Source organism: Kribbella sp. NPDC031520 (genome assembly GCF_055580825.1).
This window is the reverse complement of the sequence record NZ_JBVIKS010000001.1, coordinates 692,108-715,474: the sequence shown is the minus strand read 5'-3', so window position 1 is coordinate 715,474 and position 23,367 is coordinate 692,108. Positions and strand designations below refer to the sequence as shown.

Here is a 23,367-nt window from a genome sequence, read left to right as displayed (position 1 = left end):
ACGAGAGGCGGGGGCCGGGTGGTGTCGTGGGTTGGTGGGTTGGTGGGTTGGTGGGTTGGTGGGTGCTGGTGAGGTGTGGGTCAGGGGTGGGTTCGGGGGTTTTCCGGAGTCCGCATCGAGCCTGCGGCGATATATCGTTCAGAGTTATGGAGAACCTGCCCGACCGCCCGCACCCGCACGCCCATCTGCGGGCGTCCGACATCGACCGTGACCAGGTCGTCGACGTACTGCGGGAGGCCCTGATGTCGGGCCGGTTGACGCAGGACGAGCACGCCGACCGGCTGGAGCAGACCCTCCAGGCGAAGACCCTCGGCGAGCTCGAGCCGATCACCCGCGACCTGGTCGTCCCGGGGCAACCGGCGCCGATCCCGTCGCCGATCCCGTCCAGGTCGACCGGCCTGGTGCCGATCGAGGAGCCGGCCGACCCGAGCGCCAGCGTCGACAACCTGGTGGCGATCTTCGGCGGCGGCGAGCGGAAAGGCCGCTGGCGGGTGAAGCGGCGGACCAACGCGTTCGCGATGTTCGGCGGCCACGACCTGGACATGACCGACGCTGTGTTCGAGGGCCGTGAGGTGACGATCTATGCGGTCGCGGTGTTCGGCGGGATCGACATCACCGTGCCCGAAGGCGTGAGCGTACGGAACGAAGGCATCGGCATCTTCGGCGGGTTCGCCGCGCAGGGCTCCGCCGACCCGGACCCGAACGCGCCGACCGTCGTGATCAAGGGCCTGGCCCTGTTCGGCGGCGTCGGCGGCCAGTCCTCGGCGAAGCGGCACGGCAAGAAGAACAAGCACAGGAACCGGCACGAGCTGCACTGAGGAAATGCGGGTGCGGTCCGCGGCACGTACTCGTAACCTGCGGTCATGGCCGACTTCGTTCCAGCCGACTTCGACGTACCTCGCGAGCTGATCACCCCGCGCTTCCGGCTGGAACCGCTGGGACCGGAGCACAACGAGCCGGACTACGCCGCCTGGACCGGCAGCATCGAGCACATCCGCTCGACGCCTGGATTCAGCGGGAGCTGGCCCCCGGTCGGCGGGATGTCGCCGGAGGCCAACCTGGGCGATCTCCAGCGGCACGCGGACGACTTCGTCGCGCGCCGCGGGTTCACGTACACCGTGATCGAGACCGACGGGGACGTGATCGGCTGCGTGTACATCTACCCGTCGCGCAAGGACCCGGCCGTCACCGACGTACGGTCCTGGGTGAGCGCGGAGCGGGCGTCGCTGGACGTCGCGTTGTACGACGCCGTGTCGGAGTGGCTGGCTACGCGGTGGCCGTTCGGCACGGTCGACTACGCGGTCAGATCCAGGACTTGAACCACATCCGGCTGAGCCAGTCCTGGTGCGGGAGCACCTTGTCGGTCAGGACCGGCCAGATGTAGGCGAAGTTCAGCACCACGAGTACGACGAACGCGCCGACCACCGCGCTGCCGATCAGCCGGCGCGGGGTCGCGGTACTCAGCGCTGAACCCAGCGCCGTCCGGGCCGGTCCGAGGACCTTGCCGAGGATCAGTGCCAGCGCCATCACCGTGAACGGGATCATCGTGACGGCGTAGAAGAAGAAGATCGGTCTCTGGTCGTACGCGAACCACGGCACCCAACAGGTCACGAACCCGATCACCGGGACGCCGAACCGCCAGTCGCGGGTGCTGATCCACAGCACCAGCGCGGCGATCAGCGCGAGCGCACCACCCCACCACAACAGCGGTGTGCCGAGGGCGGAGATCACCTGCAGACAGGTGTCGCCGGCCGGGGCGTTGCAGCCTGGCGTACCCGGCTTGATGTCGTTGACCGCGTCGAAACCGATCGGCCGCGCGATGATCGGCCAGCCCGCCGGGTTCGACTGGTACGGGTGGGTGGCGTGCTTGATGTAGTCGCCGGTGTGGAACGCGTACACCTCTTTGTGGTACTCGAGCAGTGACCGGAAGTCGTCCGGCACCAGCTTCATCACCCCGTGCGCCGGGTTGCTCGCCGCCCAGTTGTGGTCGTACGCGTTGTCGTGCAGCAGCCAGCCGGTCCAGGTCGCGAAGTACGTGACGACGGCGACCAGGATGAGGCTGATGAACGCCGGGATGCCGTCCACCAGCGCGGACTTCACGAACGCGAACCGGACCCCGAGCGAACGGCGGGCGCCGTAGTCCCACGCGAACACCAGGACGCCGAACGCGGCCAGCGTCCAGACCGCCGACCACTTGGTGCCGAGCGCGAGGCCGAAGCAGACACCCGCGGCGATTCGCCACGGGCGGACCAGCAGCCAGCGGCCCATCGTCCGGCGTTCGCCGTTCTCGACCGGCTTGTCCAGGGTCTCGGCGTGCCGGCGGCGGGTCCAGTCGCGGTCGCAGACCAGGCAGGAGACGGCCGCGACCAGCCAGAACGCGAGGAAGATGTCGAGCAGCGCGACCCGGGACATCACGAAGTGCAGGCCGTCGACGGCGAGCAGCAGGCCGGCGATGGCGCCGATCAGGGTCGACCGGGTCATCCGGCGTACCGTCCGGATCAGCAGCAGCACCGTCAGCGTGCCGAACAGGGCCGGCATGAACCGCCAGCCGAACGTGTTCATCCCGAACAGCTGCTCACCGGCCGCGATCATCCACTTGCCGACCTCGGGGTGCACGGTCAGGCTCGGGGTCGGCTTGAAGACGTCCAGGTTGCCGGCCAGGATCGCCTTGTCGGCGGCGCCCTCCGGCTGGTCGATGAACTGCCGCGCGTACCCGAACTTGAGCAGGCTGAACGCGTCCTTGGCGTAGTACGTCTCGTCGAAGACGAACTTCACCGGCGTACTCAGGTGCCAGAACCGCAGGATCCCGGCCACCAGCGTGATCGCGAGCGTCGCGATCCAGCCGCCGTCGAAGTCCCGGGGCATGGCCGGGTACAACCGCTCCTTGAGCGGCGGCAGCCGTCTCCCGAGCACGTCCCGCCCGAGCAGCTCTCGCTCGCCATCAGCCTCGCTACGCCGGACAGTCCCGTCCTCGATCACAGCAGCCACGCCCGCCATCGTACGGACGCCCCGGTCCGCCCGCCTCCCCCCGTCGGCCGGAACGGCTGGGATGATGTCTGGATGACCGGGCGATTGGTGTTGGCGGGGACGCCTATTGGGGATGTTTTGGATGGGTCGCCGCGGTTGGGGAAGGTGCTGGCTGATGCTGATGTGGTGGCTGCGGAGGATACGCGGCGGTTGCGGCGGCTGACCGGTGAGCTGGGGATTCAGGTGAGCGGGCGGGTCGTCTCGTACTTCGAGGGGAACGAGCGGGAGCGGACTCCGGAGTTGTTGCAGGCGCTGACCGACGGGTTGACCGTGGTGGTGGTGACGGACGCGGGGATGCCGAGCGTGTCGGATCCGGGGTACCGGCTGGTGGCGGCGGCGATCGAGGCTGACGTGGTCGTGACCGCCGTACCGGGGCCGTCGGCCGTGTTGACGGCGCTGGCGCTGAGTGGGTTGCCGGTGGACCGGTTCACGTTCGAGGGGTTCCTGCCGCGGAAGCCGGGGGAGCGCGGGCGGCGGCTGGCGGAGCTGGCGGACGAGCCGCGGACGATGGTGTTCTTCGAGGCGCCGCACCGGCTGACCGCGTCGCTGGAGGCGATGGCCGAGGCGTTCGGCGCGGATCGTCGTACGGCGGTGTGCCGGGAGCTCACGAAGACGTACGAAGAGGTCAAACGTGGACCGCTCGCGGACCTGGTGACGTGGTCGAAGGACGGGGTTCGGGGTGAGATAACCGTCGTCGTGTCGGGCGCGGACCCGGACAAGGTGATGACGCCGGAGGACCTCGCCCGGGAGGTCGCCGTGGACGAGGAGGCGGGGACGCCGCGCAAGCAGGCGATCGCCGACGTCGCGAAGCGGTTCAACGTGCCGAAGCGGACCGTGTACGACGCGGTACTCGCCGCCCGGGACCCCGGTAAATAGCACTGGCGTACGGCACTACCCTTGAAACCATGTCCGAGAAGGCCTATTACGTCACCACCCCGATCTACTACGTCACGGCCGCGCCGCACATCGGCAGCGCGTACACGACGGTGGCCGGGGACGTCCTGACCCGCTGGCACGCCCAGCGCGGCGAGCGCAAGTGGTACCTGACCGGTACCGACGAGCACGGCGAGAAGGTGATGCGCAGCGCGCAGGCCCAGGGCATGACCCCGAAGGAATGGACCGACAAGCTCGTCGAGGAGGCCTGGAAACCGGCCTGGGTGGACGTCGACATCGCGTACGACGACTTCATCCGGACGACCGAGCAGCGGCACACCGAGCGGGTCCGCGAGTTCTGGCAGAAGCTGTACGACAAGGGCGACGTCTACAAGGGCGAGTACGAGGGTCTGTACTGCGTGGGCTGCGAGGAGTTCAAGCTCCCCGCCGACATCCGCACCGACGAGGACGGCACCCAGCGGTGCATGATCCACGGCACCGAGCTGGAGACGGTCTCGGAGACGAACTACTTCTTCCGGCTCTCGGCGTACGCCGACAAGCTGCTCGAGCTGTACGAGTCGCAGCCTGACTTCGTGGCGCCGTCCAGCGCGCGCAACGAGGTGATCGCGTTCGTGAAGCAGGGCCTGCAGGACCTGTCGATCACCCGGTCGACGTTCGACTGGGGCATCCCGGTTCCGTGGGACGAGGACCACGTCCTGTACGTGTGGATCGACGCGCTGCTCAACTACGTGACCGCCGCGGGCTACGGCACCGACCCGGAGCGGTTCGAGGAGCTGTGGCCGGTCGACGTCCACCTGGTCGGCAAGGACATCCTCCGGTTCCACGCGGTGATCTGGCCGGCGATGCTGATGGCCGCCGAGGTCGCCGTACCGAAGCAGGTGTTCGCGCACGGCTGGCTGCTGGTCGGCGGCGAGAAGATGAGCAAGTCGAAGCTGACCGCGATCGCGCCGCACGAGATCACCGACCACTTCGGCTCCGACGCCTTCCGGTACTACTTCCTCCGGACGATCCAGTTCGGATCCGACGGCTCGTTCTCGTGGGAGCACCTGAGCGCGGTCTACACGTCCGAGCTCGCGAACGGCCTGGGCAACCTGGCCAGCCGGATCGCGGCGATGGTCGGCAAGTACTTCGACGGCGCCCTGCCGGAGCCGACCGACCATGGACCGGCCGAGCAGGCGCTGGCGGACAAGCTCGCGCAGACCGTCGCGACCGCGGACAAGGCGCTGGACACGCTCGCGTTCCAGGATGCGCTGGCCGCGATCAACGAACTGGTTGGTGCGGTCAACGGGTACGTGACCGAGCAGGAGCCGTGGAAGGTCGCCAAGGACGAGTCCCAGCAGGCCCGGCTCGCGACCATCCTGTACTCGGCCGCCGAGGTGCTGCGCGCGGTCGCCGTACTGCACAACCCGACGATGCCGAAGTCGTCGGCGAAGCTGTGGGAGCTGCTCGGCGCCGAGGACAAGCTCGGGGCGCTGGCCGACCAGCGGGTGCAGGACGCCGGCGCCTGGGGCCAGCTCCCGGCCGGGGCGAAGCTCACCAAGGGCGACCCGCTGTTCCCGCGTCTGGAAGAGAACTGATCGCAACAAACTGACGCCGCCGTCCGGGAATGCCGGCCGGCGGCGCAGCCTTTTCTTGTAGCAACAACCAATTCGAGGAGGCTGTCGCATGCGAGCTGTGGTGTTCGAGGAGTACGGCGATCCCGAGGTACTCGAGGTGCAGGACGTGCCGGAGCCGCACGCGGGCCCACGGCAGGTCCGGCTCAAGGTGCACGCGGCCGGCGTGAACCCGTACGACACGAAGATCCGCCGCGGCTTCACCAAGGCCTTCGCACCGGCCAAGTTCCCCGCGATCCCGGGTTTCGAGGTCGCCGGTGTGGTGGACGAGGCCGGTGACGGTGCTGCCTTCGCGGTCGGCGACGAGGTCGTCGGCTGGTCGCAGGGCGGCTCGTACGCCGAATACGCGATCGCGGGCAACGTGACCCGCAAGCCGGCCGGCCTGAGCTGGGAGCAGGCTGTCGCCCTCCCGGTGGCCGGCGAGACCGCGCAGCGGGTGCTGAACCTGCTCGGGGTGACGTCCGGCGAGACGATCCTGATCCACGGCGCGGCCGGCGCGGTCGGTTCGGTCGCCGTACAGCTGGCGGTCGCGGCCGGTCTCACGGTGATCGGTACGGCGTCCCCCGCGAACCACGACTACCTCCGCTCGATCGGCGCGGTTCCGGTCGCGTACGGCGAGGGCTTGGTCGAGCGGGTCCGCGCGGCGGCTCCGCAGGGCGTCGACGCCGTACTCGACACCGCTGGCAAGGGTGGCCTGCAGGAGTCGATCGAGCTGCGCGGCGGCACCGACCGGATCATTACCATCGCCGACTTCGCCGCCGGCGAACTCGGCATCCAGACCTCCTCCGGCGGTACCGCGACCCCCGAAAAGGTCCGGGCTGCCCTCGACGCCCAGCTCCAAGCCGCCGCGGACGGCAAGCTCACACTCCGAATCGCCGACGCCTTCGGCCTGGCAGACGCCGGCAAGGCCCAAGAACTCAGCGAGTCCGGCCACGCCCGCGGCAAGATCGTCATCCTCCCTCAGGCATAAACCGACCGCGCCCGGCTGACGCTTTTCTACAAGCGCATGTCGGCGGGGAACCGTACGGTCAGGGGGAGAGAGGAGTTCATGATGACTGGGTATGTAGCGGTGGCTGAGGTTGATATTGATGCACCGGCTGAGCGGGTATGGGAGGTCCTGACCAGTCCGGAGCGCCTGAAGGAGCTGTGGTTCGGCGCCGAGGTCGAGACGGACTGGCAGGTGGGGAGTCCGATCACCTGGAGTGGTGAGTGGGAGGGCAAGCCGTACCAGGACAAGGGCGAGATCCTCGCGATCGAGCCGGGGCGGTTGTTGCGGCTGACGCATTTCAGCCCGCTGACCGGGCAGCCCGACGTACCGGAGAACTACCACACGCTGACCTACACCCTGACCGGCAACACGCACCTGAAACTCGAGCAGGACAACAACGCCAGCGAGGACGAAGCCAAGCACTCCCAAGGCATGTGGGAAACACTCGTCGCCAAGGTGAAGGAAGCGGCGGAGGGATAGCCGCTGGTGAAAAGTAGGTGGCGGTGACTCAGTAACCTGGCACCTATGGGTGTTGATGGTGTCGAGGTGGATCGGCCGACGCGGGAGCGGGCGGCGGTGGGGGAGGACGGGCGGTCCCGGGATCGGAGCCGGCCGGCGGTGCCGGATCCGTTGCCGATGAGTGTGGTGGACGCGCACTGCCACCTGGACATCGCGGACGGGGAAGACGGAGCCTGGCTGAGTCCTGCCGAGGCGATCAAGCTGGCGGCGTCGGTCGGCGTGACGCGGATCGTGCAGGTCGGGTGCGATCTGCCGGGTGCGCAGTGGGCCGTCGAGGCGGCCGCGCAGTACCGGAACGTGATCGCGGGCGTCGCCCTGCACCCGAACGAGGCGCCGAAGCTGAAGGCGGCCGGCGAGCTCGAGAGTGCGCTGGCGGAGATCGAGCGGCTGGCGTCGAGTTCGGAGAAGGTGCGGGTGATCGGCGAGACCGGGCTCGACTACTTCCGGACCGGCGCGGACGGGCAGGCGGCGCAGCACGAGTCGTTCGCCGCGCACATCGAGCTCGCGAAGCGGCTGGGCAAGACGTTGATGATCCACGACCGGGACGCGCACGATGACGTACTGCGGATCCTCGATCGCGAGGGCGTACCGGACCGGCTCGTGATGCACTGCTTCTCCGGCGACACCGAGTTCGCCCGCGAATGCGTGAACCGCGGCGCGTTCCTGAGCTTCGCCGGGGTCGTCACGTTCAAGAACGCCCAGTCCCTGCGCGACGCCCTCGCGACCACCCCGCTCGACCGCATCCTGGTCGAGACCGACGCGCCATACCTCACCCCGTCCCCGTACCGCGGCAAGCCCAACGCGTCGTACCTGATCCCGCACACCGTCCGCAAGATGGCCGACGTCCTCAACATCTCCGTCCCCGAACTCTGCGAAGCCCTCAACACCAACGCCAACAACGCCTTCGGTGGATCGTGGTAACTGTTCTCACCGACGCCGATATCCGGGCGCGGCTGCGGCCGGCGCAAGCGGTGGGGTGGATGCGGGAGGCGGTCCTTGCTGCTCATCACGGGCGGTTGCGTACGCCGCCGCGGGTCTCGACCGATCTCGGCAACGGGCGGCTGGTTTTCACGACTGGAGCATTGGAGGGGGAGTGGTTCGGGTATCGGTCGTACGACTCGTTCGATACCGAGCCGGGGCAGCAGGTTGTCGTGCTTCACGACTGGCGCAGTGGTGCGGTGCGGGGGATTGCTGTGGGCAACGAACTGGGGCCGCGGCGGGTGGGTGCGATCGGTGGTGTAGCTGTCGATGCGCTGGCGAAACCAACCGCCGAGACCCTCGCGTTGATCGGGACGGGCACGCAAGCCTTCACCCAGCTCTGGGCGATTTCGGCGGTGCGACGGTTGTCCGGCGTTCGGGTGTTCAGCCGGGATCCGGAGCGGCGAATCGCCTTTGCCAGAAGGGTTTCGCAGGATCTGGGACTGCCCATCACTGCGGTCGGGTCAGCCCGGGAAGCCGTCGAGGGGGCGGACATCGTCGTGTTGGCGACCAACAGCCCTACGCCGGTGATCGACCCGGCGTGGGTCAGCGATGGGGCCTTCGTGACCACGCTCGGCCCGAAGCAGCATGGTCGCGCCGAGTTCGGGCCGGAGTTGATCGATCGGGCGGATCTTGTCGTCACGGACTCGATCGCGCAGACCCGGGCGTACGAACCGCCGTTCATCCTGTCCGGCACCCCGCAACACGATCGCCTGATCAGCCTGGGGACGGCATTGAGCGGCAATGTGACGGGCGGGACCGTGCTGTTCTGTTCGGTCGGGCTCGCGGGGACGGAGGCGTATCTGCTCGCGCGGCTCGTTTCGTGACCGGCCGCACGCCGGCGGTGAACGTTGCCGCCGGCCGTTGCGGGATGCACCGGACGGGCGCAGTCTGAGGATGCCGGCCCCGGCCGGGACCGGTCGTCAAGGGGAGGGTCAATGAGCGTCTTGATGACGATGCGAGTGACTGGGGATCCGAAGGCGATCGAGAAGTTGGGCGCGGACAACGGTGCGCTCTTCCAGGGAGTGATGGCGGACGCGACCAGCCGCGGACTGATCTCCCATCACTTCTACGGCAGCAAGTCCGAGGTTCTGGTCGTCGACGAGTGGCCCGACGAGGGAGCGTTCCAAGGATTCTTCGAGCACTCCGGATCGCAGATCCAGGAGATCATGGCGAAGGCCGGTGTGACGGCCGAGCCGAAGCCGGAGTTCTGGCGGCACCTGGAGGTCGGCGACGACGTCGGCTGAGGCCGCTGGTAGACACACCTCATGGAGTTCGGTGAGGTGGTCCGCAGGCGACGGATGGTCAGGAACTACGACCCGGACCTGGCGGTGCCGGAGGAGGTTCGCGAGCGGATCCTCGAGAACGGTCTTCGGGCGCCGTCGGGCGGGTTCAGCCAGGGGTGGGCGTTCCTGACCCTGGAGGGGGAAGAGCGGGAGCGGTACTGGCGGATCTCGGCCGCGGATCCGGACGAGAAGTATGTGGAATGGATCACAGGGCTGCGCCGCGCACCGCTGCTGATCCTGGCGTTCGCGCACAAGGACGCGTACCTCGATCGGTACACCGAACCGGACAAGGGCTGGACCGATCGGGACGAGGGTCGCTGGACCGCGCCGTACTGGTTCGTCGACACCGGGATGGCCGTGCTGCTGATGCTGCAGACGGTGGTCGACGAAGGCCTGGGAGCCTGCTTTTTCGGGCCTCCCGCGGAAAAAGTGGGTCTGCTGCTGAAGGAGTTCGGCGTGCCCGAGGGGTTCGATCTGGTCGGAGTGCTGTCGGTCGGGTACCGGGCCCCGGACAGGCGGTCGCCGTCCCTGAAACGGGGCCGCCGGACGACCGCCGAAGTGGTGCATCGGGGGCACTGGGGCAATCACACGGCGTAAAGCGGCCGTTACACCTTTTTACGACTCGCCGAACAGAGGATTGGCGCTTCCGCTACTTCTTCGTTATGGTCCCGTGATGTTGGCCGGGATCGGGGAAGTTCCCGGACGAGCACAACCCCTCGGCGGGGCAACCGAATCTGGGCAGCCAGTCCAGCGGCGGGTGCCGGTGCCTGTGCTGTCCCACCCCGTGCCCGGGTAGCCCTACCTGGGAGCGTTAGTGCGTAAGTCCATCATCGTGGCCGTCGGTGCGACGGCTGCGCTAGCCGTCGCGGGTGGCTCCGTGGCATATGCCTCGAAGAGCAAGACCGTGAGCATCTCCGTCGACGGCCAGGTGCGGAAGGTACACACCTTCGGCTCCACCGTGGCAGACGCCCTGAAGGCCGAGAAAGTTCAGGTCGGTGACCACGACAACGTCGCGCCGTCCCTGAACTCGAAGCTGCAGGACGGCCAGGAGATCGCCGTGCAGTACGGTCGCCAGCTGACCGTGAACGCCGACGGCACCAAGAAGGCCTACTGGACCACGGCCGACAGCGTGAACGAGGCGCTCGCCGACCTCGGCCTGCGGTACGACGGTGCCCAGCTGTCCACCAGCCGGAGCGCGCCGCTCGGCCGCCAGGGGCTGGAGCTGACCGTCACCACGCCGAAGACCGTGCAGATCGTGCACCTCGGCAAGATCGTGACGATCAAGTCGGTGGCGAGCACCGTCGGTCAGGCCCTCACGCAGGCGAAGATCGCCTGGGACGCCGACGACCGGATCACCCCGGCCGCGACGACCCCGTTGAAGCTCGGCGTGAACAAGATCGGTTTCGTGCAGGTCCTGCAGAAGACCGTCACCAAGACCGTGGCCGTCGCGCACGGCACCGACAAGACCGCGTCGGCGACGCTGCTCGAGGGCACCACGAAGACCACGGCCAAGGGCACGAACGGCTCGAAGACCGTCACGTACCTGTACACCTACCTGGACGGCAAGCTGTCGACCACGAAGGTGGTCGCGTCGAAGGTCGTCACGCAGGCGGTCGACGAGCAGGTCCTGGTCGGTACCAAGCCGAAGCCGGCCGAGACGACCACCTCGACGGACACCCCGGCGCCGACCGGCGGCACGGGTGCCTGGGACCGGATCGCCGCGTGTGAGTCCGGCGGCAACTGGGCCGCGAACACCGGCAACGGGTACTACGGCGGCCTGCAGTTCGACCACGGCACCTGGGCGGCCTACGGCGGTACGGCGTACGCCAACAACGCCAACGGTGCGTCCAAGGCGCAGCAGATCGCGATCGCGGAGAAGGTCAAGGCCGACCGCGGTGGCTACGGCGCCTGGCCGGTGTGCGGCAAGAAGGCGTGAGGCTGACACACTGGCTCACGTGAGCTCGTCTGATTCATCCACCTCAGCCGGACCGAGACTTCTCGGTCCGGCTGAGGTGCGTTCGCTGGCCAACGCGCTGGGAGTACGCCCGACCAAGCAGCGCGGCCAGAACTTCGTCATCGACCCGAACACGGTCCGCCGGATCGTCCGCGCGGCCGGCCTCACCGAGGGCGAGCACGTGCTGGAGATCGGCCCGGGGCTCGGTTCGCTGACGCTGGCGCTGCTCGCCGACGGGCACCCGGTGACCGCGGTCGAGATCGACCCGCTGCTCGCGCAGGCGCTGCCGTCGACCATCGGCTCGTATGCGCCGGAGCAGGCCGCCAAGCTCATCGTCGTCGAGGCGGACGCGATGGACGTCGGTCCGGATCAGATCGGTACGCCGACAGCCTGCGTCGCGAATCTCCCGTACAACGTCGCCGTACCGGTCCTGCTGCACCTGCTCGAGGTCTCGGACTCGCTGCGGCACGGGCTCGTGATGGTGCAGGCCGAGGTCGCCGACCGGCTGGCGGCGCCGCCCGGCTCCCGGACGTACGGCGTACCGTCCGCGAAGGCCGCCTGGTACGCCGACGTACGCCGCGCCGGGCCGATCGGGCGGAACGTGTTCTGGCCGGCCCCGAACGTGGACTCCGGGCTGGTCTCGTTCGAACGCCGGGACCCGCCGGCGACCGCCGCGACCCGGGAGGAGACGTTCGCCGTGATCGAGGCGGCGTTCTCGCAGCGCCGCAAGACCGTCCGCTCCGCGCTGGCCCGCTGGCTGCCGGACCGCGCCCGCCTCGACGAGATCTTCAAGAGCACCGGCATCGACCCGCAATTACGTGGCGAGATGCTCGGGATTGAGCAGTTCGCAGCACTGGCCGGTGCAAGGCACTAGCCTGTCCGACGTGCCACCTTCTGCTGAGGTCACGGTGCGGGCGCCGGCCAAGATCAATCTGGGTCTGTCCGTCGGTCCGCCGCGCCCGGACGGGTTCCACCCGCTTGCCACGGTGTACCAGGCCGTTGCCCTGTACGACGATGTGACCGCGGTACTGCGCGACGACGACGGCGAGGTCTCGGTGGAGATCTCCGGCGACTTCGCGGACGACGTACCGACCGACGAGACGAACCTCGCGGTCCGGGCGGCGCAGCTGCTGCAGGCCGAGTACGACGTGGACGAGGGTGTCGACCTGACGATCCGCAAAACCATCCCGGTCGCGGGTGGGATGGCCGGCGGGTCGACCGACGCGGCCGCGACGCTGGTCGCGTGCAACCGGCTGTGGGGCCTGCAGCTGACCCAGACCGAGCTGCAGCACCACGCGGCCGAGCTCGGCAGCGACGTTCCGTTCTGCCTGGTCGGGCACACCGCGCTCGGTCAGGGCCGCGGCGAACAGGTCACCGAGGTGATGTCCCGCGGGACCTTCCACTGGGTGTTCGCGATCGCCGACGGCGGGCTGTCCACGCCGGAGGTGTACGGCCAGCTCGACCGGATGCGGCCGCTGCGCCGGGTCGAGCCGCCGCACGTCCGTCCGGAGTTGATGTCCGCGCTGCTGTCCGGGCAGCCCGGCGCCCTTGCGGTTGCCCTCAGCAACGACCTGCAGGCGGCCGCGCTGGCGCTCCGCCCGGAGCTCGGCGACACCCTCCAGTTCGGCCTGGACCACGGCGCGCTGGCCGCCCAGATCTCCGGCTCCGGTCCGACCTGCCTGTTCCTCGCCGCCGACAGCCGCAGCGCCGTCGACCTCGCCGTCGACCTCGCCGAGTCCGGACTCTGCCGCATGGTCCGCCAGGCCGAAGGCCCCGTCCCGGGCGCCCGCATCCTCCCGGCGATCGTCAGCCGTTAATTCGCTCGTCCCCGCGCCCGGGCGGTGTTACCGTCCGGGTGAGTACTCACGAGACTGACAGGAGACCGGGATGCGCCGCGGATCGATCTACCGCATCGGTACTGATCGTTTCGACGCATTCGCGAGGACTCTTGAAATCTCTGACGATGGGCATTGTTGCGCATGTCGACGCCGGTAAAACCAGCCTGACCGAGCGGCTGCTGTTCGCCGCCGGGGTCGTCGACCGGGTGGGCCGGGTCGACGACGGGAACACCCGGACCGACTCGATGGAGCTCGAGCGGAGGCGCGGGATCACGATCCGCTCCGCGGTGGTGGCGTTCCGGCTCGGCGACCTGCCGGTGAACCTGATCGACACGCCCGGCCACTCGGACTTCATCGCCGAGGTGGAGCGGGCGCTGTCGGTACTGGACGGCGCCGTGCTGGTGATCTCCGCGGTCGAGGGCGTGCAGCCGCAGACGCGGTTGCTGATGCGCACGCTGGACCGGCTGCGGATCCCGACGCTGCTGTTCGTGAACAAGGTCGATCGGCTTGGCGCGCGGTACGACGACCTGCTCGCCGACATTCGCCGCCTGCTGACGCCGGCCGCCGTACCGATGGCGACGGTCGCGGAGCTGGGTACGCGAGCCGCCGCGGTCGAGCTGCTCCCGCTGCACCGTCCGGAGCTCGGCGAATTGCTTGCCGAACGCAACGACGAGTTCCTGGAGCGTTATCTGCAAGGCCCCGTCGACCAGGCGGCGGAGTTGCAGCGGCAGGTCGCGAAGGCCGAAACCCACCCGGTGTACTTCGGATCCGCGATGACCGGCGTCGGGATCACCGAGCTGATCGACGGCATCCGTACGTGGTTGCCTCGCGCCACCGGATCGCCGGCCGACGAGCTCCGGGCCCGGGTCTTCAAGGTCGAACGCGTCGCCGCCGGCCAGAAGCTCGCGTCCGCGCGGATCGTCTCCGGCACGCTCACCGCCCGTACGCCGGTCGCGATCCACCCGGTCGACGGCCCGGAGTACCAGACCCGCCCGAGTGGCGTCGAGGTGTACGCCGACGGCGCCCGGCAGCCGGCCGAGCGCGTCGAGGCCGGGCAGATCGTGGCGCTGCGGGGCCTGAAGAGCATCCGGATCGGTGATCAGCTCGGCGTACGTACGTCGTACACGCAGCGGCTGTTCGCTCCGCCGACGCTGGAGACGGTGGTCAGCGCACGCGACCGGGTCCGCCTGTTCCAGGCGTTGACGCAGCTCGCCGAGCAGGATCCGCTGATCCGGGTCCGGAAGGCCGACGAGATCGGCGAGATCACCGTCAGCCTGTACGGCGAGGTGCAGAAGGAGGTGATCGCCTCGTTGCTGGACTCGGAGTACGGCGTCGGCGTCACGTTCAGCGAGACGACACCGATCCACGTCGAGCGGCTGAACGGCACCGGCTCGGCGCTGCGCGAGATCACCGAAGGCCCGTGGGCGGCCGGCGTCGGGTTCCGCGTCTCACCAGTTGCCGAGGGCATCGAGTACAACCTGGAGGTGGAGCTCGGTGCGCTGCCGCGGGCGTTCCACACCGCGATCGAGGAGACCGTACGGCAGACGCTGCACCAAGGCCTGTACGGCTGGGAGATCCCGGACATCCGGATCGACCTCACCCACACCGCGTACTGGAGCCCGGTGACGGTCGCCGCCGACTTCCGCCGCCTCGTCCCGCTGATCCTGATGCAGGCGATCGCCGAGGCAGGTACGACGGTGCTCGAGCCGCTGAACCACTTCGAGCTGGACGTCCCGCCGGACACCGTCGCGCGGATGATGGCGCACGTCGCCGAACACCGCGGCGTCGTCATGCAGGTCACGCAGACCCGTCTCGAGGGCACGATCCCGGCCGCGAGCACCTACGCGTTCGAGGCCCAGCTGCCGCACCTCGGCCGCGGCGAGGCGCTCCTCGCGACCACCTTCGACAGCTACCGCCCGGTCCCGGCCCCGCCGCCGATCCGGAACCGGACCGACGGCAACCCCCTCAACGAGAAGCAGTACCTCCTGCACCTCAATCAAAGTCTTTGAGGATGGTGTGGATCTCGGCGACCGTGTCCGGGACATTCGCGGTGTGGGCGGTGATGCAGAGAAGTTCGCGGAGGTGCAGCAGTGGGAGGCGGTCGCGCCAGCCCGGCGTCAGCGGGTGGACCTCCTCGTACGCGGTGAAGAGTGTCGGGGAGAGGTTGTTGTAGATGAGGAGGGTGGCGAGATCGGCCTCCGGCCAGCCGTAGTACACCGCCGGGTCGATGAGGGCGGGTCCTCCGGCAGGTGACGGCAGCAGGTTGCCGTGCCAGAGGTCGCCGTGCAGCAGGGTCGGCGCCTGGGGTGGAACGAGTTCGTGCAGACGGTTGGCGACGCGTTCCAGGCGGCGGCGATCCTCGAAAGAGAGCTGGTGGTGGCAGTTCGGTTCTTCGAGGTAGCGCAGCAGCCGGTGCTCGGCGAAGAACGCGTGCCCGTCGGTCGTCCACGGGTTCCGCTGCGGCAGTACGCCGAGGTAGTTGTCCCGGTCGTACCCGAACTTGTCCGCGGTCCGCAGGTGCTGCAACGCCAGCGCCCGGCCCGCGTCCTCCCAGTACGTCGGCGACGGTTGCGCCGTACCGAGATCGGTCATCACGATGTACTGCGCTGTGACCCGCAACACCTCCGGTACGGCGAAGCCGCCGGGCGTGCGGAGTGCGTCGAGGCCGTCGGCCTCCAGAGCGTACAGGTCCGGCGGTACGTCGTCCTGCGTCTTCACGACCACCGAGCGGCCGCGCGTCGTCCGGACGCGGAAGGTCTTGCTCGCGTACCCGCCCTCCAGCGGATCGGCGGTGATCGGTTCGCCCAGGGACAGGCCATCGAGCCAGGCAGCAGTCAGCACTTTGTGTCCCGTGAGCGATGTAGGTTGGCGCTATCGGCGCCCAGGCACGCACCTCGGGGCACTTGCTCAGCGCCCACGATGCTCCGCATCGAGGCCACTGACCAAGCACCCCGATGCACGCACCTGGACACCGCTATCGCTCAACCTACATCGCTCACGGGACACGAGACGATCCTGGCATGAGGGTCGGCGTCGGCTACCCTTGGGCGCGTTATGGCGGTAGCTAACTTGGTCAATCTGGAAGCTGTTTCGAAGGGCTTCGGGACCCGCACACTGCTCGACTCGGTCAGTCTCGGCGTAGGCCGTGGTGAGCGCATCGGCGTGGTCGGGCGTAACGGCGACGGCAAGTCGACGCTGTTGCAGGTCCTGGCCCGACGTGAACAGCCCGACAGTGGGCGGATCACCCACAATCGCGACCTGCGGCTCGGGTACCTCGGGCAGGGCGACGACCTCGACCCGGAGCACACCGTGCTGCACGCGGTCCTCGGCGAGGTCGAGACCTACACCTGGGCGGCCGATCCGCGGGCACGCACGGTGATGGAGCACTTGCTCGGCGAGATCGATCACCAGGCGTTGGTCGGCAGCCTGAGCGGTGGTGAACGCCGGCGCGCGTCGCTCGCCCGGCTGCTGCTCATCGAGGTCGACCTGCTGATCCTCGACGAACCCACGAACCACCTGGACATCGAGGCGGTCAGCTGGCTGGCCGAGCACGTCGTCGACCGGGCCGGTGCGCTGATCGTCGTCACCCACGACCGCTGGTTCCTCGACGCGGTCTGCACGGACACGTGGGAGGTCCAGGGCGGCCGTGTCACGTCGTACGACGGCGGCTATGCGGCGTACGTCCTGGCCAAGGCCGAGCGGACCCGGAGCGCCCAGGTCAGCGAGGAGCGGCGGCAGAACCTGCTGCGCAAGGAGCTGGCCTGGCTGCGCCGCGGCGCACCGGCCCGGACGAGCAAGCCGAAGTTCCGGATCGACGCCGCGAATGCCCTGATCGAGAACGAGCCGCCGCCGCGCGACAAGCTCGCGCTGTCCCAGCTCGCGACCTCGCGGCTCGGCAAGGACGTGTTCGACGCCGAGGACGTCAGCTTCAGCTACGGCGATCGCACGATGCTCGACCACGTCACGTTCCGGCTCGGCCCGGCGGACCGGATCGGGCTGCTCGGCCCGAACGGTGCCGGCAAGACCACGTTCCTCAGGGTCCTCACCGGGCAACTCCCGCCGGACCACGGCGTGGTGAAACAGGGCAAGACGGTCCGGGTCGCCAACCTGTCGCAGAACCTCGAGGAGATCGACGACACGGTCACGGTGCTCGACCACATCACCGCGATCCGCCGTACTGCGGCCCTGGCCGGCAAGGGCGGTGAGCTGACGTCGTCGCAGCTGCTCGAGCGGTTCGGGTTCACCGGCGACAAGCTGACCACGCGGATCTCGGACCTGTCCGGCGGCGAGCGGCGCCGCCTGCAGCTGCTGCGGATCCTCCTGGACGAGCCGAACGTACTGATCCTGGACGAGCCGACCAACGACCTGGACGTCGAGACGCTGACCGTGCTGGAGGATTTCCTCGACGGCTGGCCGGGCGTCGTCGTCACGGTCACCCACGACCGGTACTTCCTGGAGCGGGTCAGCGACATGGTTTACGCGATCATGGGCGACGGCCGGGTCCGGCACCTGCCGCGCGGCGTCGATCAGTATCTCGAGGAACTCGAAGCCGGAATTCCGCGGCGGGCCACGTCCAATGCATTGACACCGGCGGCGGAAGTGTCCACGGATTTGCCGGGAACCGTCGTTAATACCCAGGTGGTTGAGCGTCCGACGGCTGACGCGGCAGTGGCGCGCGCGGCGAAGAAGGAGCTGAACCGGATCGAACGGCAGCTCGCCAAGCTCACCGAGACCGAGGCGAAGCTGCACGACCAGCTGGCCGCGAGCGCCAGCGACTACGAGCGGCTGTCCGAGCTGGACGCCGAGCTGCGCAAGCTCGCGGACGAACGCGGCGAGCTGGAAACGGCCTGGTTCGAGGCCGCGGAACGCGCGGAACAGTAGCAGTTCGAGGGAAAAGCGCGCGGCGCCCCCTCCGATCCCCTGTTGATTCGGAGGGGTACGCCGAGCTGCTGGGTGAGCGGGCCCCGAGTCGGCCGGCGTTGTTCGGGCCCCGAGCCCCGGACACCGCGCGACCATCTTTCGGCGGACCACCTCTTGCCGCCGAGAGTCACCTTGTGTTCGATCGACTACTGACTGTGATGACGATAGTGCGGGTCGGGAGTTGTGTCGGCTACAGCAGTCTCTCGATCTTGTTGCAACTAGCAACGATCGAAACAGGGCGGAAGTGACGTTCGTCTTTTCGGATAATTCCGGAACAATTCAACTTTGCCGAACTGGACCGGCCGCTTTGTCGGAGCCGGCAAAGGGTTTGTTCGGATCAATCATTTTCGAACGGGCGGACCAGTTCGCGGAGTGCGCCGGCGATCTGTTGCTGGTCGCGGTCGCTGAGACCGCCCAGCAGCGTGCGTTCGTGGGTCAGCAGGCCTGCCATGGCGGCGTCGACCTTGTCCCGTCCGGCCGGGGTCAGCTGGACCAGTACGCCGCGCCGGTCATTCGGATCCGGGAGCCTTTCGACCAGTCCGCGCGCAGTCAGGCGGTCGACCCGGTTTGTCATCGTGCCGGATGTGACAAGCGTTTCCTTGAGTAATTTCCCGGGCGACAACCGGTACGGCGTACCGGCCCGGCGGAGGGCGGCGAGAACGTCGAACTCCCAGGACTCGAGCTGGTGCGCGTCGAACGCCTGGCTGCGGGCGCGGTCCAGGTGCCTGGCCAGCCGGCTGACCCGGGACAGCACCTCCATCGGTGCCACGTCGAGGTCGGGGCGTTCCCGCCGCCAGGCCTCGATCAGCCGATCGACCTCGTCCTCCATGGCTCCGAGCGTACCGATCAAGACTCTTGACATCAAGACAACTGCGAGGTCTAGAGTATCTCGATGTCAAGATAAATCGTTGAGGGAAGGTGGACGTCATGCGCAGGTCACCGGTGTGGAGTCCGGAGCAGTACGGAACGTACGCCGACGAGCGCGCGCGGCCGTTCCGGGACCTGGTCGAGCGGGTCCGGGCCACCGACGTACGGACCGTCGTCGACCTCGGCTGCGGTCCGGGGGCGTTGACCGCGACGCTCCGCGACGTCTGGCCGGACGCGACCATTCGCGGGATCGACAGCTCGCCGCAGATGCTCGACGCGGCCGCGCAGTACGCCGACGACCACCTGAGCTTCGAGCTCGGTGACGTCCGGGAGTGGTCCGGCTCCGACCTCGACGTGATCGTCACCAACGCGACGCTGCAATGGGTCCCGGAGCAGCTCGACCTGCTGCCCGGGTTCGTCCGGGCGCTGCGGCCGGGCGGGTGGCTGGCGATCCAGATCCCGGGCAATGGGAATGCGCCGTCGCACGCGATCCTCCGCGAACTGGCGAACACCCCGCCGTACGCCGAGTACGCAAAGGACGCGTCGCTGCGCCCCGACGTACCTGGGCCGGCCGAGTACGTCGAGGCGCTCAGTGCGGAAGGCTGTGTGGTGGACGCGTGGGAGACGACGTACTTCCATGTACTGTCCGGCGACAACGCCGTACTCGAATGGGTGAAGGGGACCGGGGCGCGGCCGGTGCTGCAGTCGCTGCCGGACAACGTACGGCCGGCGTTCGAGGCGGAGTACGGTGCGCGGCTGGCGGAGGCGTATCCGCAGAAGGAGTACGGGACGCTGCTGCCGTTCCGGCGGATCTTCGCCGTTGCGCAGAAGAAGGGGTGACCGATGCGACTCGATCATGTGCAGGTGTCGTGCCCGCCCGGTGGCGAGGACGTGGCGCGGGCGTTCTACCGCGATGCGCTCGGGATGACCGAGGTGGAGAAGCCGGAGCTGCTGAAACCGCGCGGCGGGTGCTGGTTCAAGGCCGACGCCGCGGAGATCCACGTCGGGGTCGAGAAGGCGTTTGCTCCGGCGAAGAAAGCGCATCCGGCGTTGGCCGTCGACGATCTGGATGCGTTGGCGGCAAGGCTTGCCCGGCTTGGTTATCCGGTCCAGTGGGACAACGAGACGATTCCCGGCCGCCGACGGTTTCACACCGCCGACGGACACGGGAATCGCGTCGAGATTGTGTAAGCGGCTCGCCCGGCCCCCTCAAGCCGGGCGAGCCGCCGGCTCATTCGGTGGCCAGCGCGCCGGCCGGAGCGACCTTCGCGGCGCGCCGGGCCGGCAGCACCGAGGCGAGCAGGCCTGCCACCGCGGCGACCGCGGCGATCGCGATCAGCAGCGTCCCGGGTACGGCGTACTCGACACCACCGGTGACCGTCTGCCCGCCCATCAGCGCACTCGTCCCGGTCCAGCCGTAGACCAGCCCGAGGACGATCCCGAGACCGGCCGCGACCAGCGCCATCATCAACGATTCGAAGGCGAGCATCCGGCGCAGCTGACGGCGGGACAGGCCCATCGCGCGGAGCAGCGCGTTCTCCCGGGTCCGCTCGAGGACCGACAGGCTGAGCGTGTTCCCGACGCCGACCAGCGCGATCAGTACCGAGACCCCGAGCAGCCCGATCCCGACGATCAGCAGTACGTCGAAGATCTTCGTGTACGTCGACCGCTCGGCCAGACCGCCGTCGACGCCGAGGTCCTTCACGCTCGGGATCGACTGCTGCACCGCGTCGATCACGTCCGGACCGTTCGCCTTCGGGTCCGACGCCAGCCAGTACCCGGTCGTCGCCGCGTTCGGCGCCAGCTTCGTGAGATCGGCCGAGGTGATCGTGATCGGGTCGAGATGCCCGACCGACATCCGTACCGTGAGGCTGACCTTGTGCTGCCCGGACACCAGCGTGAGCTGCGAGCCCTCGGTCAGCTTCAGTCCCTCCATGGTGCGGTAGGCGACGAGCGCCGTACCGGGCTTGAGCTGCCCGGCAAGGCTTTGGTTGTGGATCACCGAACCGGCCTTGTCCTGGTCGATCCCGGTGACCGACATGTCCTGGCCGCCCGCCTTGACGTCCACCGAGCTGACCGGGACGACCTGGGTGATGCCCTTGATGTCGCGGAGCTGCTGCTCGGCGGAGGCCGGCATCTTCTCCTTGTACGCCGTCACCACCAGGTCGACCGGGTACTGCCCGTTCATCGACACGTCGAACGTTTTCTGCACCGAGGCGATCCCGACGCAGGTCAGGCTGATCAACGTCACGCCGATCAGCAGCGCCGACGTGGTGGCCGCGGTCCGCTTCGGGTTCCGGATGGCGTTCGCGACCGCGATCCGGGCCGGTACGCCGCCGGCGCGGGCCGGGAGTGCGCCGATCAGGCGGATCAGCGCCGGTACCAGCAGCGAACCGAGCGCGAGGATGCCGAGGAACGAGATCGCGCCGCCCGCGGCACCGATGATGACCTGGTGCATCGCCGCACCGGCTGCGAGCAGGACACCGCCGCCGGCGAGGAACAGGAAGCCGGCGAGCAGACGTAGTACGCCGGCCCTCGACCCGGCCGCCGGAGCGACCTCCGGCCGAAGCGCGGCCAGCGGCGCCACCTTCGTCGCCCGCCGCGCCGGTACGACGGCCGCGATCAGCGTGGCCACCGTACCGAGCAGGAGCGGTACGAACACCGACACGACGTCGAGGTGCAGCGGTACCCGCGGGATGCCCCAGTCGAACTCGCGGAACAGCGTCAGCGCCAGCGCGGACAGGGCGACGCCGAACACGACGCCGATCGCGGACGCGACCACACCGACGATGCTCGCCTCGGCGAGGACCGACGTGAACACCTGCCGCCGGGACGCGCCGACGCAGCGCAGCAGCGCCATCTCGCGGGTGCGCTGGGCGATCACGATCGTGAACGTGTTGCCGATCACGAGGCAGGCGACGAACAACGCGATCAGCGCGAACATCCCGAACACGCCGCCGAGCACGTCGATACCGTGGGTGAAGCTCTCCACCTCGTGCTGGACGAACTCCGCACCGGTGTACACCAGCAGGCCGTCCGAGATCACGCCGCGCGCGGCGTCGGCGAGCTGCGTCTGCGAGACGCCGGGCTTGGCCGCGAGACCGATCCCGCCGACGAACGCGTCCGGTGCGAAGGTCTTCACGGCGGCGGCGGTGGCGACCGCGGACGCCGGGCCGACCGAGTTCGTGTCGTTGACCAGGCCAACGATCTTCAGCGTCCAGGACTTGCCGTCGAACGAGCTGATCCGGAGCTGGTCGCCGATGCCGAGCTTGTGCTTGGCGGCCAGCCGGGACGGCAGCGCGATCTCGTTCGTTGCGGTGGGCAACCGGCCGGACGACGTAGTGGGCCCGGCGATCACGCTGGTGTCGTAGAGCGCGTCGATCTGGGTACCGACCGGGCGGACCAGGTCAGGGAACGCCATGTTCATGTACGCCGTGCTCAGCGTCACCACCGACGACGCCTGCGGGAGCCGCTGCGCCGCGGCGATGTCGGCCGGGGAGATCGTCGCGTTCTGCGGGGAGACGACCGCGTCGACCCCCTTGTACTGCGCACCGATCGTCTCGTCGATGCCGTGCGACGCGGACGAGTGCACGATCATCGCGAGCGCGCCGAACCCGACCCCGAGGACGATCGCCAGGCAGGCGGCGACCAGGCGGCCCAGGTGGGCGCGCAGCGAGGAGAGGAGTGAACGTCGCACGTCAGGCCCCCAGCTGCCGCAGCGCGTCCAGGACGCTCTCCGGGGTGGGCTGCTGCAGTTCGCCGGCCAGCTTGCCGTCGGCCAGCATCACGACCCGGTCGGCGTACGACGCGGCCAGCGGGTCGTGAGTCACCATCACCACGGTCTGGCCGAACTCGCGGACCGAACGGCGCAGGAAGCCGAGCACCTCGGCGCCGGAGCGGGAATCCAGGTTGCCGGTCGGCTCGTCGGCGAACACGACCTCCGGCCGGCCGACCAGCGCCCGAGCCACCGCGACCCGCTGCTGCTGACCGCCGGACAGCTCCGACGGGCGGTGCGTGAGCCGGTCGCCCAGGCCGAGCACGTCGATCAGCGTGTCCAGCCACTGCTGATCAGGCTTGCGGTTGCCGAGCTCCAGCGGCAGCAGGATGTTGTCCTTCGCGGACAGCATCGGCAGCAGGTTGAACGACTGGAACACGAACCCGATCCGGTCGCGGCGGATCTTGGTCAGCTCCGCGTCGGCCAGCTGGGTCAGCTCGGTCTCGCCGAGCAGCACCTGCCCGCTGGTCGGCGTGTCCAGCCCGGCCAGACAATGCATCAACGTGGACTTGCCGGACCCGGACGGGCCCATGATCGCGGTGAACCGGCCGACGCCGAAATCCACGCCGACGCCGTCCAGCGCCGCGACCGCGGTGTCGCCCTGCCCGTACACCTTGCGCAGCTCGTGGGCCCGGATCGCGGTCCGCGGCTCCCCGTCCTGCCGCAACCGCCCCACCGCCGGCTGCCCGGTCTGCAAACTCATGTCAC

22 protein-coding genes are annotated in these 23,367 nt (G+C 68.8%); 17 read left to right on the top strand and 5 right to left on the bottom strand.

The features are described from left to right. Positions 1-146 precede the first annotated feature (146 nt). Complete coding sequence (locus tag ACZ5BU_RS03520; RefSeq protein WP_465695202.1) at positions 147-818, top strand: DUF1707 SHOCT-like domain-containing protein; 672 nt, start codon at positions 147-149, stop codon at positions 816-818. A 45-nt stretch (positions 819-863) separates the two neighbouring features. Then, positions 864-1,319, top strand: coding sequence for a GNAT family N-acetyltransferase (locus ACZ5BU_RS03515; protein ID WP_465695201.1), 456 nt, complete (start codon positions 864-866; stop codon positions 1,317-1,319). On the opposite strand, the gene ACZ5BU_RS03510 is transcribed toward ACZ5BU_RS03515, so the two are convergent. Further along, entirely contained in the window at positions 1,303-2,865 is a 1,563-nt protein-coding gene (locus ACZ5BU_RS03510) for a dolichyl-phosphate-mannose--protein mannosyltransferase (RefSeq protein ID WP_465696704.1), read from the bottom strand. The two genes, ACZ5BU_RS03515 and ACZ5BU_RS03510, sit on opposite strands and share 17 nt — an antisense overlap. A gap of 195 nt (positions 2,866-3,060) precedes the next feature. Here ACZ5BU_RS03510 and rsmI point away from each other — a divergent pair, with 195 nt between their 5' ends. The 12 genes from rsmI to ACZ5BU_RS03450 all read left to right on the top strand — a co-directional run bounded on the left by rsmI (position 3,061) and on the right by ACZ5BU_RS03450 (position 15,106). Continuing rightward, entirely contained in the window at positions 3,061-3,903 is an 843-nt protein-coding gene (gene rsmI / locus ACZ5BU_RS03505) for a 16S rRNA (cytidine(1402)-2'-O)-methyltransferase (protein ID WP_465695200.1), read from the top strand. Between the two features lie 29 nt (positions 3,904-3,932). Continuing rightward, entirely contained in the window at positions 3,933-5,498 is a 1,566-nt protein-coding gene (gene metG, locus ACZ5BU_RS03500) for a methionine--tRNA ligase (protein WP_465695199.1), read from the top strand. 88 nt (positions 5,499-5,586) lie between these two features. Then, positions 5,587-6,504 (top strand): NADP-dependent oxidoreductase, encoded by a 918-nt coding sequence (locus tag ACZ5BU_RS03495; RefSeq protein ID WP_465695197.1) that lies wholly within the window; start codon positions 5,587-5,589, stop codon positions 6,502-6,504. A gap of 81 nt (positions 6,505-6,585) precedes the next feature. Continuing rightward, positions 6,586-7,002 (top strand): SRPBCC family protein, encoded by a 417-nt coding sequence (locus ACZ5BU_RS03490; RefSeq protein WP_465695196.1) that lies wholly within the window; start codon positions 6,586-6,588, stop codon positions 7,000-7,002. A 45-nt stretch (positions 7,003-7,047) separates the two neighbouring features. Further along, positions 7,048-7,962 carry a TatD family hydrolase gene (locus tag ACZ5BU_RS03485; protein WP_465695195.1) on the top strand — a complete coding sequence of 305 codons (915 nt, stop codon included), beginning with the start codon at positions 7,048-7,050 and terminating at the stop codon, positions 7,960-7,962. Further along, a complete protein-coding gene (locus tag ACZ5BU_RS03480) occupies positions 7,956-8,846 on the top strand; it encodes an ornithine cyclodeaminase family protein (RefSeq protein ID WP_465695193.1) in 891 nt (296 codons plus the stop codon). The genes ACZ5BU_RS03485 and ACZ5BU_RS03480 overlap by 7 nt, the downstream gene beginning before the upstream one ends. 111 nt (positions 8,847-8,957) lie before the next feature. After that, positions 8,958-9,266 (top strand): hypothetical protein, encoded by a 309-nt coding sequence (locus tag ACZ5BU_RS03475; protein WP_465695192.1) that lies wholly within the window; start codon positions 8,958-8,960, stop codon positions 9,264-9,266. Positions 9,267-9,287: 21 nt separating this feature from the next. Further along, positions 9,288-9,902 (top strand): nitroreductase family protein, encoded by a 615-nt coding sequence (locus ACZ5BU_RS03470; RefSeq protein WP_465695191.1) that lies wholly within the window; start codon positions 9,288-9,290, stop codon positions 9,900-9,902. 217 nt (positions 9,903-10,119) lie between these two features. Further along, positions 10,120-11,241 carry a ubiquitin-like domain-containing protein gene (locus ACZ5BU_RS03465; RefSeq protein ID WP_465695190.1) on the top strand — a complete coding sequence of 374 codons (1,122 nt, stop codon included), beginning with the start codon at positions 10,120-10,122 and terminating at the stop codon, positions 11,239-11,241. Positions 11,242-11,260: 19 nt separating this feature from the next. Then, positions 11,261-12,133, top strand: coding sequence for a 16S rRNA (adenine(1518)-N(6)/adenine(1519)-N(6))-dimethyltransferase RsmA (gene rsmA / locus ACZ5BU_RS03460; protein ID WP_465695188.1), 873 nt, complete (start codon positions 11,261-11,263; stop codon positions 12,131-12,133). A 10-nt stretch (positions 12,134-12,143) separates the two neighbouring features. Then, positions 12,144-13,076: a 4-(cytidine 5'-diphospho)-2-C-methyl-D-erythritol kinase gene (locus ACZ5BU_RS03455; RefSeq protein WP_465695187.1), complete on the top strand. Its 933-nt coding sequence runs from the start codon at positions 12,144-12,146 to the stop codon at positions 13,074-13,076. 146 nt (positions 13,077-13,222) lie between these two features. Continuing rightward, positions 13,223-15,106 carry a GTP-binding protein gene (locus ACZ5BU_RS03450; protein WP_465695186.1) on the top strand — a complete coding sequence of 628 codons (1,884 nt, stop codon included), beginning with the start codon at positions 13,223-13,225 and terminating at the stop codon, positions 15,104-15,106. Here ACZ5BU_RS03450 and ACZ5BU_RS03445 read toward each other — a convergent pair. Then, a complete protein-coding gene (locus tag ACZ5BU_RS03445) occupies positions 15,090-15,938 on the bottom strand; it encodes a fructosamine kinase family protein (protein WP_465695184.1) in 849 nt (282 codons plus the stop codon). The two genes, ACZ5BU_RS03450 and ACZ5BU_RS03445, sit on opposite strands and share 17 nt — an antisense overlap. A gap of 213 nt (positions 15,939-16,151) precedes the next feature. Here ACZ5BU_RS03445 and ACZ5BU_RS03440 point away from each other — a divergent pair, with 213 nt between their 5' ends. Then, the gene (locus ACZ5BU_RS03440) at positions 16,152-17,978 is read left to right on the top strand and encodes an ABC-F family ATP-binding cassette domain-containing protein (RefSeq protein WP_465695183.1); all 1,827 of its coding nucleotides are present in this window, start codon (positions 16,152-16,154) and stop codon (positions 17,976-17,978) included. 376 nt (positions 17,979-18,354) lie between these two features. On the opposite strand, the gene ACZ5BU_RS03435 is transcribed toward ACZ5BU_RS03440, so the two are convergent. Beyond that, entirely contained in the window at positions 18,355-18,846 is a 492-nt protein-coding gene (locus ACZ5BU_RS03435) for a MarR family winged helix-turn-helix transcriptional regulator (RefSeq protein ID WP_465695181.1), read from the bottom strand. A gap of 98 nt (positions 18,847-18,944) precedes the next feature. On the opposite strand from ACZ5BU_RS03435, the gene ACZ5BU_RS03430 reads away from it, so the two are divergent. Together ACZ5BU_RS03430 and ACZ5BU_RS03425 are read left to right on the top strand one after the other, a co-directional pair. Next, a complete protein-coding gene (locus tag ACZ5BU_RS03430) occupies positions 18,945-19,724 on the top strand; it encodes a methyltransferase domain-containing protein (RefSeq protein WP_465695180.1) in 780 nt (259 codons plus the stop codon). A 3-nt stretch (positions 19,725-19,727) separates the two neighbouring features. Next, on the top strand, positions 19,728-20,075 hold the full coding sequence (locus ACZ5BU_RS03425; RefSeq protein ID WP_465695178.1) for a VOC family protein: 348 nt from the start codon (positions 19,728-19,730) through the stop codon (positions 20,073-20,075). A 40-nt stretch (positions 20,076-20,115) separates the two neighbouring features. Here the strand turns inward: ACZ5BU_RS03425 and ACZ5BU_RS03420 are convergent, their stop codons facing one another. Together ACZ5BU_RS03420 and ACZ5BU_RS03415 are read right to left on the bottom strand one after the other, a co-directional pair. Further along, the gene (locus tag ACZ5BU_RS03420; protein WP_465695176.1) at positions 20,116-22,581 is read right to left on the bottom strand and encodes an ABC transporter permease; all 2,466 of its coding nucleotides are present in this window, start codon (positions 22,579-22,581) and stop codon (positions 20,116-20,118) included. Position 22,582: 1 nt separating this feature from the next. Beyond that, the gene (locus ACZ5BU_RS03415; RefSeq protein ID WP_465695174.1) at positions 22,583-23,362 is read right to left on the bottom strand and encodes an ABC transporter ATP-binding protein; all 780 of its coding nucleotides are present in this window, start codon (positions 23,360-23,362) and stop codon (positions 22,583-22,585) included. Between the last annotated feature and the right edge of the window lie 5 nt (positions 23,363-23,367).

Excerpts from the sequence above, each read along its gene's own strand:
- ACZ5BU_RS03510 (WP_465696704.1), bottom strand. The coding sequence starts at position 2,865 with ATGCCCCGGGACTTCGACGGCGGCTGGATCGCGACGCTCGCGATCACG.
- rsmI (WP_465695200.1), top strand. The coding sequence starts at position 3,061 with ATGACCGGGCGATTGGTGTTGGCGGGGACGCCTATTGGGGATGTTTTG.
- ACZ5BU_RS03440 (WP_465695183.1), top strand. The coding sequence starts at position 16,152 with ATGGCGGTAGCTAACTTGGTCAATCTGGAAGCTGTTTCGAAGGGCTTC.
- ACZ5BU_RS03450 (WP_465695186.1), top strand. The coding sequence starts at position 13,223 with ATGGGCATTGTTGCGCATGTCGACGCCGGTAAAACCAGCCTGACCGAG.
- ACZ5BU_RS03485 (WP_465695195.1), top strand. The coding sequence starts at position 7,048 with ATGGGTGTTGATGGTGTCGAGGTGGATCGGCCGACGCGGGAGCGGGCG.
- ACZ5BU_RS03435 (WP_465695181.1), bottom strand. The coding sequence starts at position 18,846 with ATGGAGGACGAGGTCGATCGGCTGATCGAGGCCTGGCGGCGGGAACGC.
- ACZ5BU_RS03430 (WP_465695180.1), top strand. The coding sequence starts at position 18,945 with ATGCGCAGGTCACCGGTGTGGAGTCCGGAGCAGTACGGAACGTACGCC.
- ACZ5BU_RS03490 (WP_465695196.1), top strand. The coding sequence starts at position 6,586 with ATGACTGGGTATGTAGCGGTGGCTGAGGTTGATATTGATGCACCGGCT.
- ACZ5BU_RS03515 (WP_465695201.1), top strand. The coding sequence starts at position 864 with ATGGCCGACTTCGTTCCAGCCGACTTCGACGTACCTCGCGAGCTGATC.
- ACZ5BU_RS03495 (WP_465695197.1), top strand. The coding sequence starts at position 5,587 with ATGCGAGCTGTGGTGTTCGAGGAGTACGGCGATCCCGAGGTACTCGAG.
- metG (WP_465695199.1), top strand. The coding sequence starts at position 3,933 with ATGTCCGAGAAGGCCTATTACGTCACCACCCCGATCTACTACGTCACG.
- ACZ5BU_RS03415 (WP_465695174.1), bottom strand. The coding sequence starts at position 23,362 with ATGAGTTTGCAGACCGGGCAGCCGGCGGTGGGGCGGTTGCGGCAGGAC.
- ACZ5BU_RS03470 (WP_465695191.1), top strand. The coding sequence starts at position 9,288 with ATGGAGTTCGGTGAGGTGGTCCGCAGGCGACGGATGGTCAGGAACTAC.
- ACZ5BU_RS03475 (WP_465695192.1), top strand. The coding sequence starts at position 8,958 with ATGAGCGTCTTGATGACGATGCGAGTGACTGGGGATCCGAAGGCGATC.
- ACZ5BU_RS03520 (WP_465695202.1), top strand. The coding sequence starts at position 147 with ATGGAGAACCTGCCCGACCGCCCGCACCCGCACGCCCATCTGCGGGCG.
- ACZ5BU_RS03425 (WP_465695178.1), top strand. The coding sequence starts at position 19,728 with ATGCGACTCGATCATGTGCAGGTGTCGTGCCCGCCCGGTGGCGAGGAC.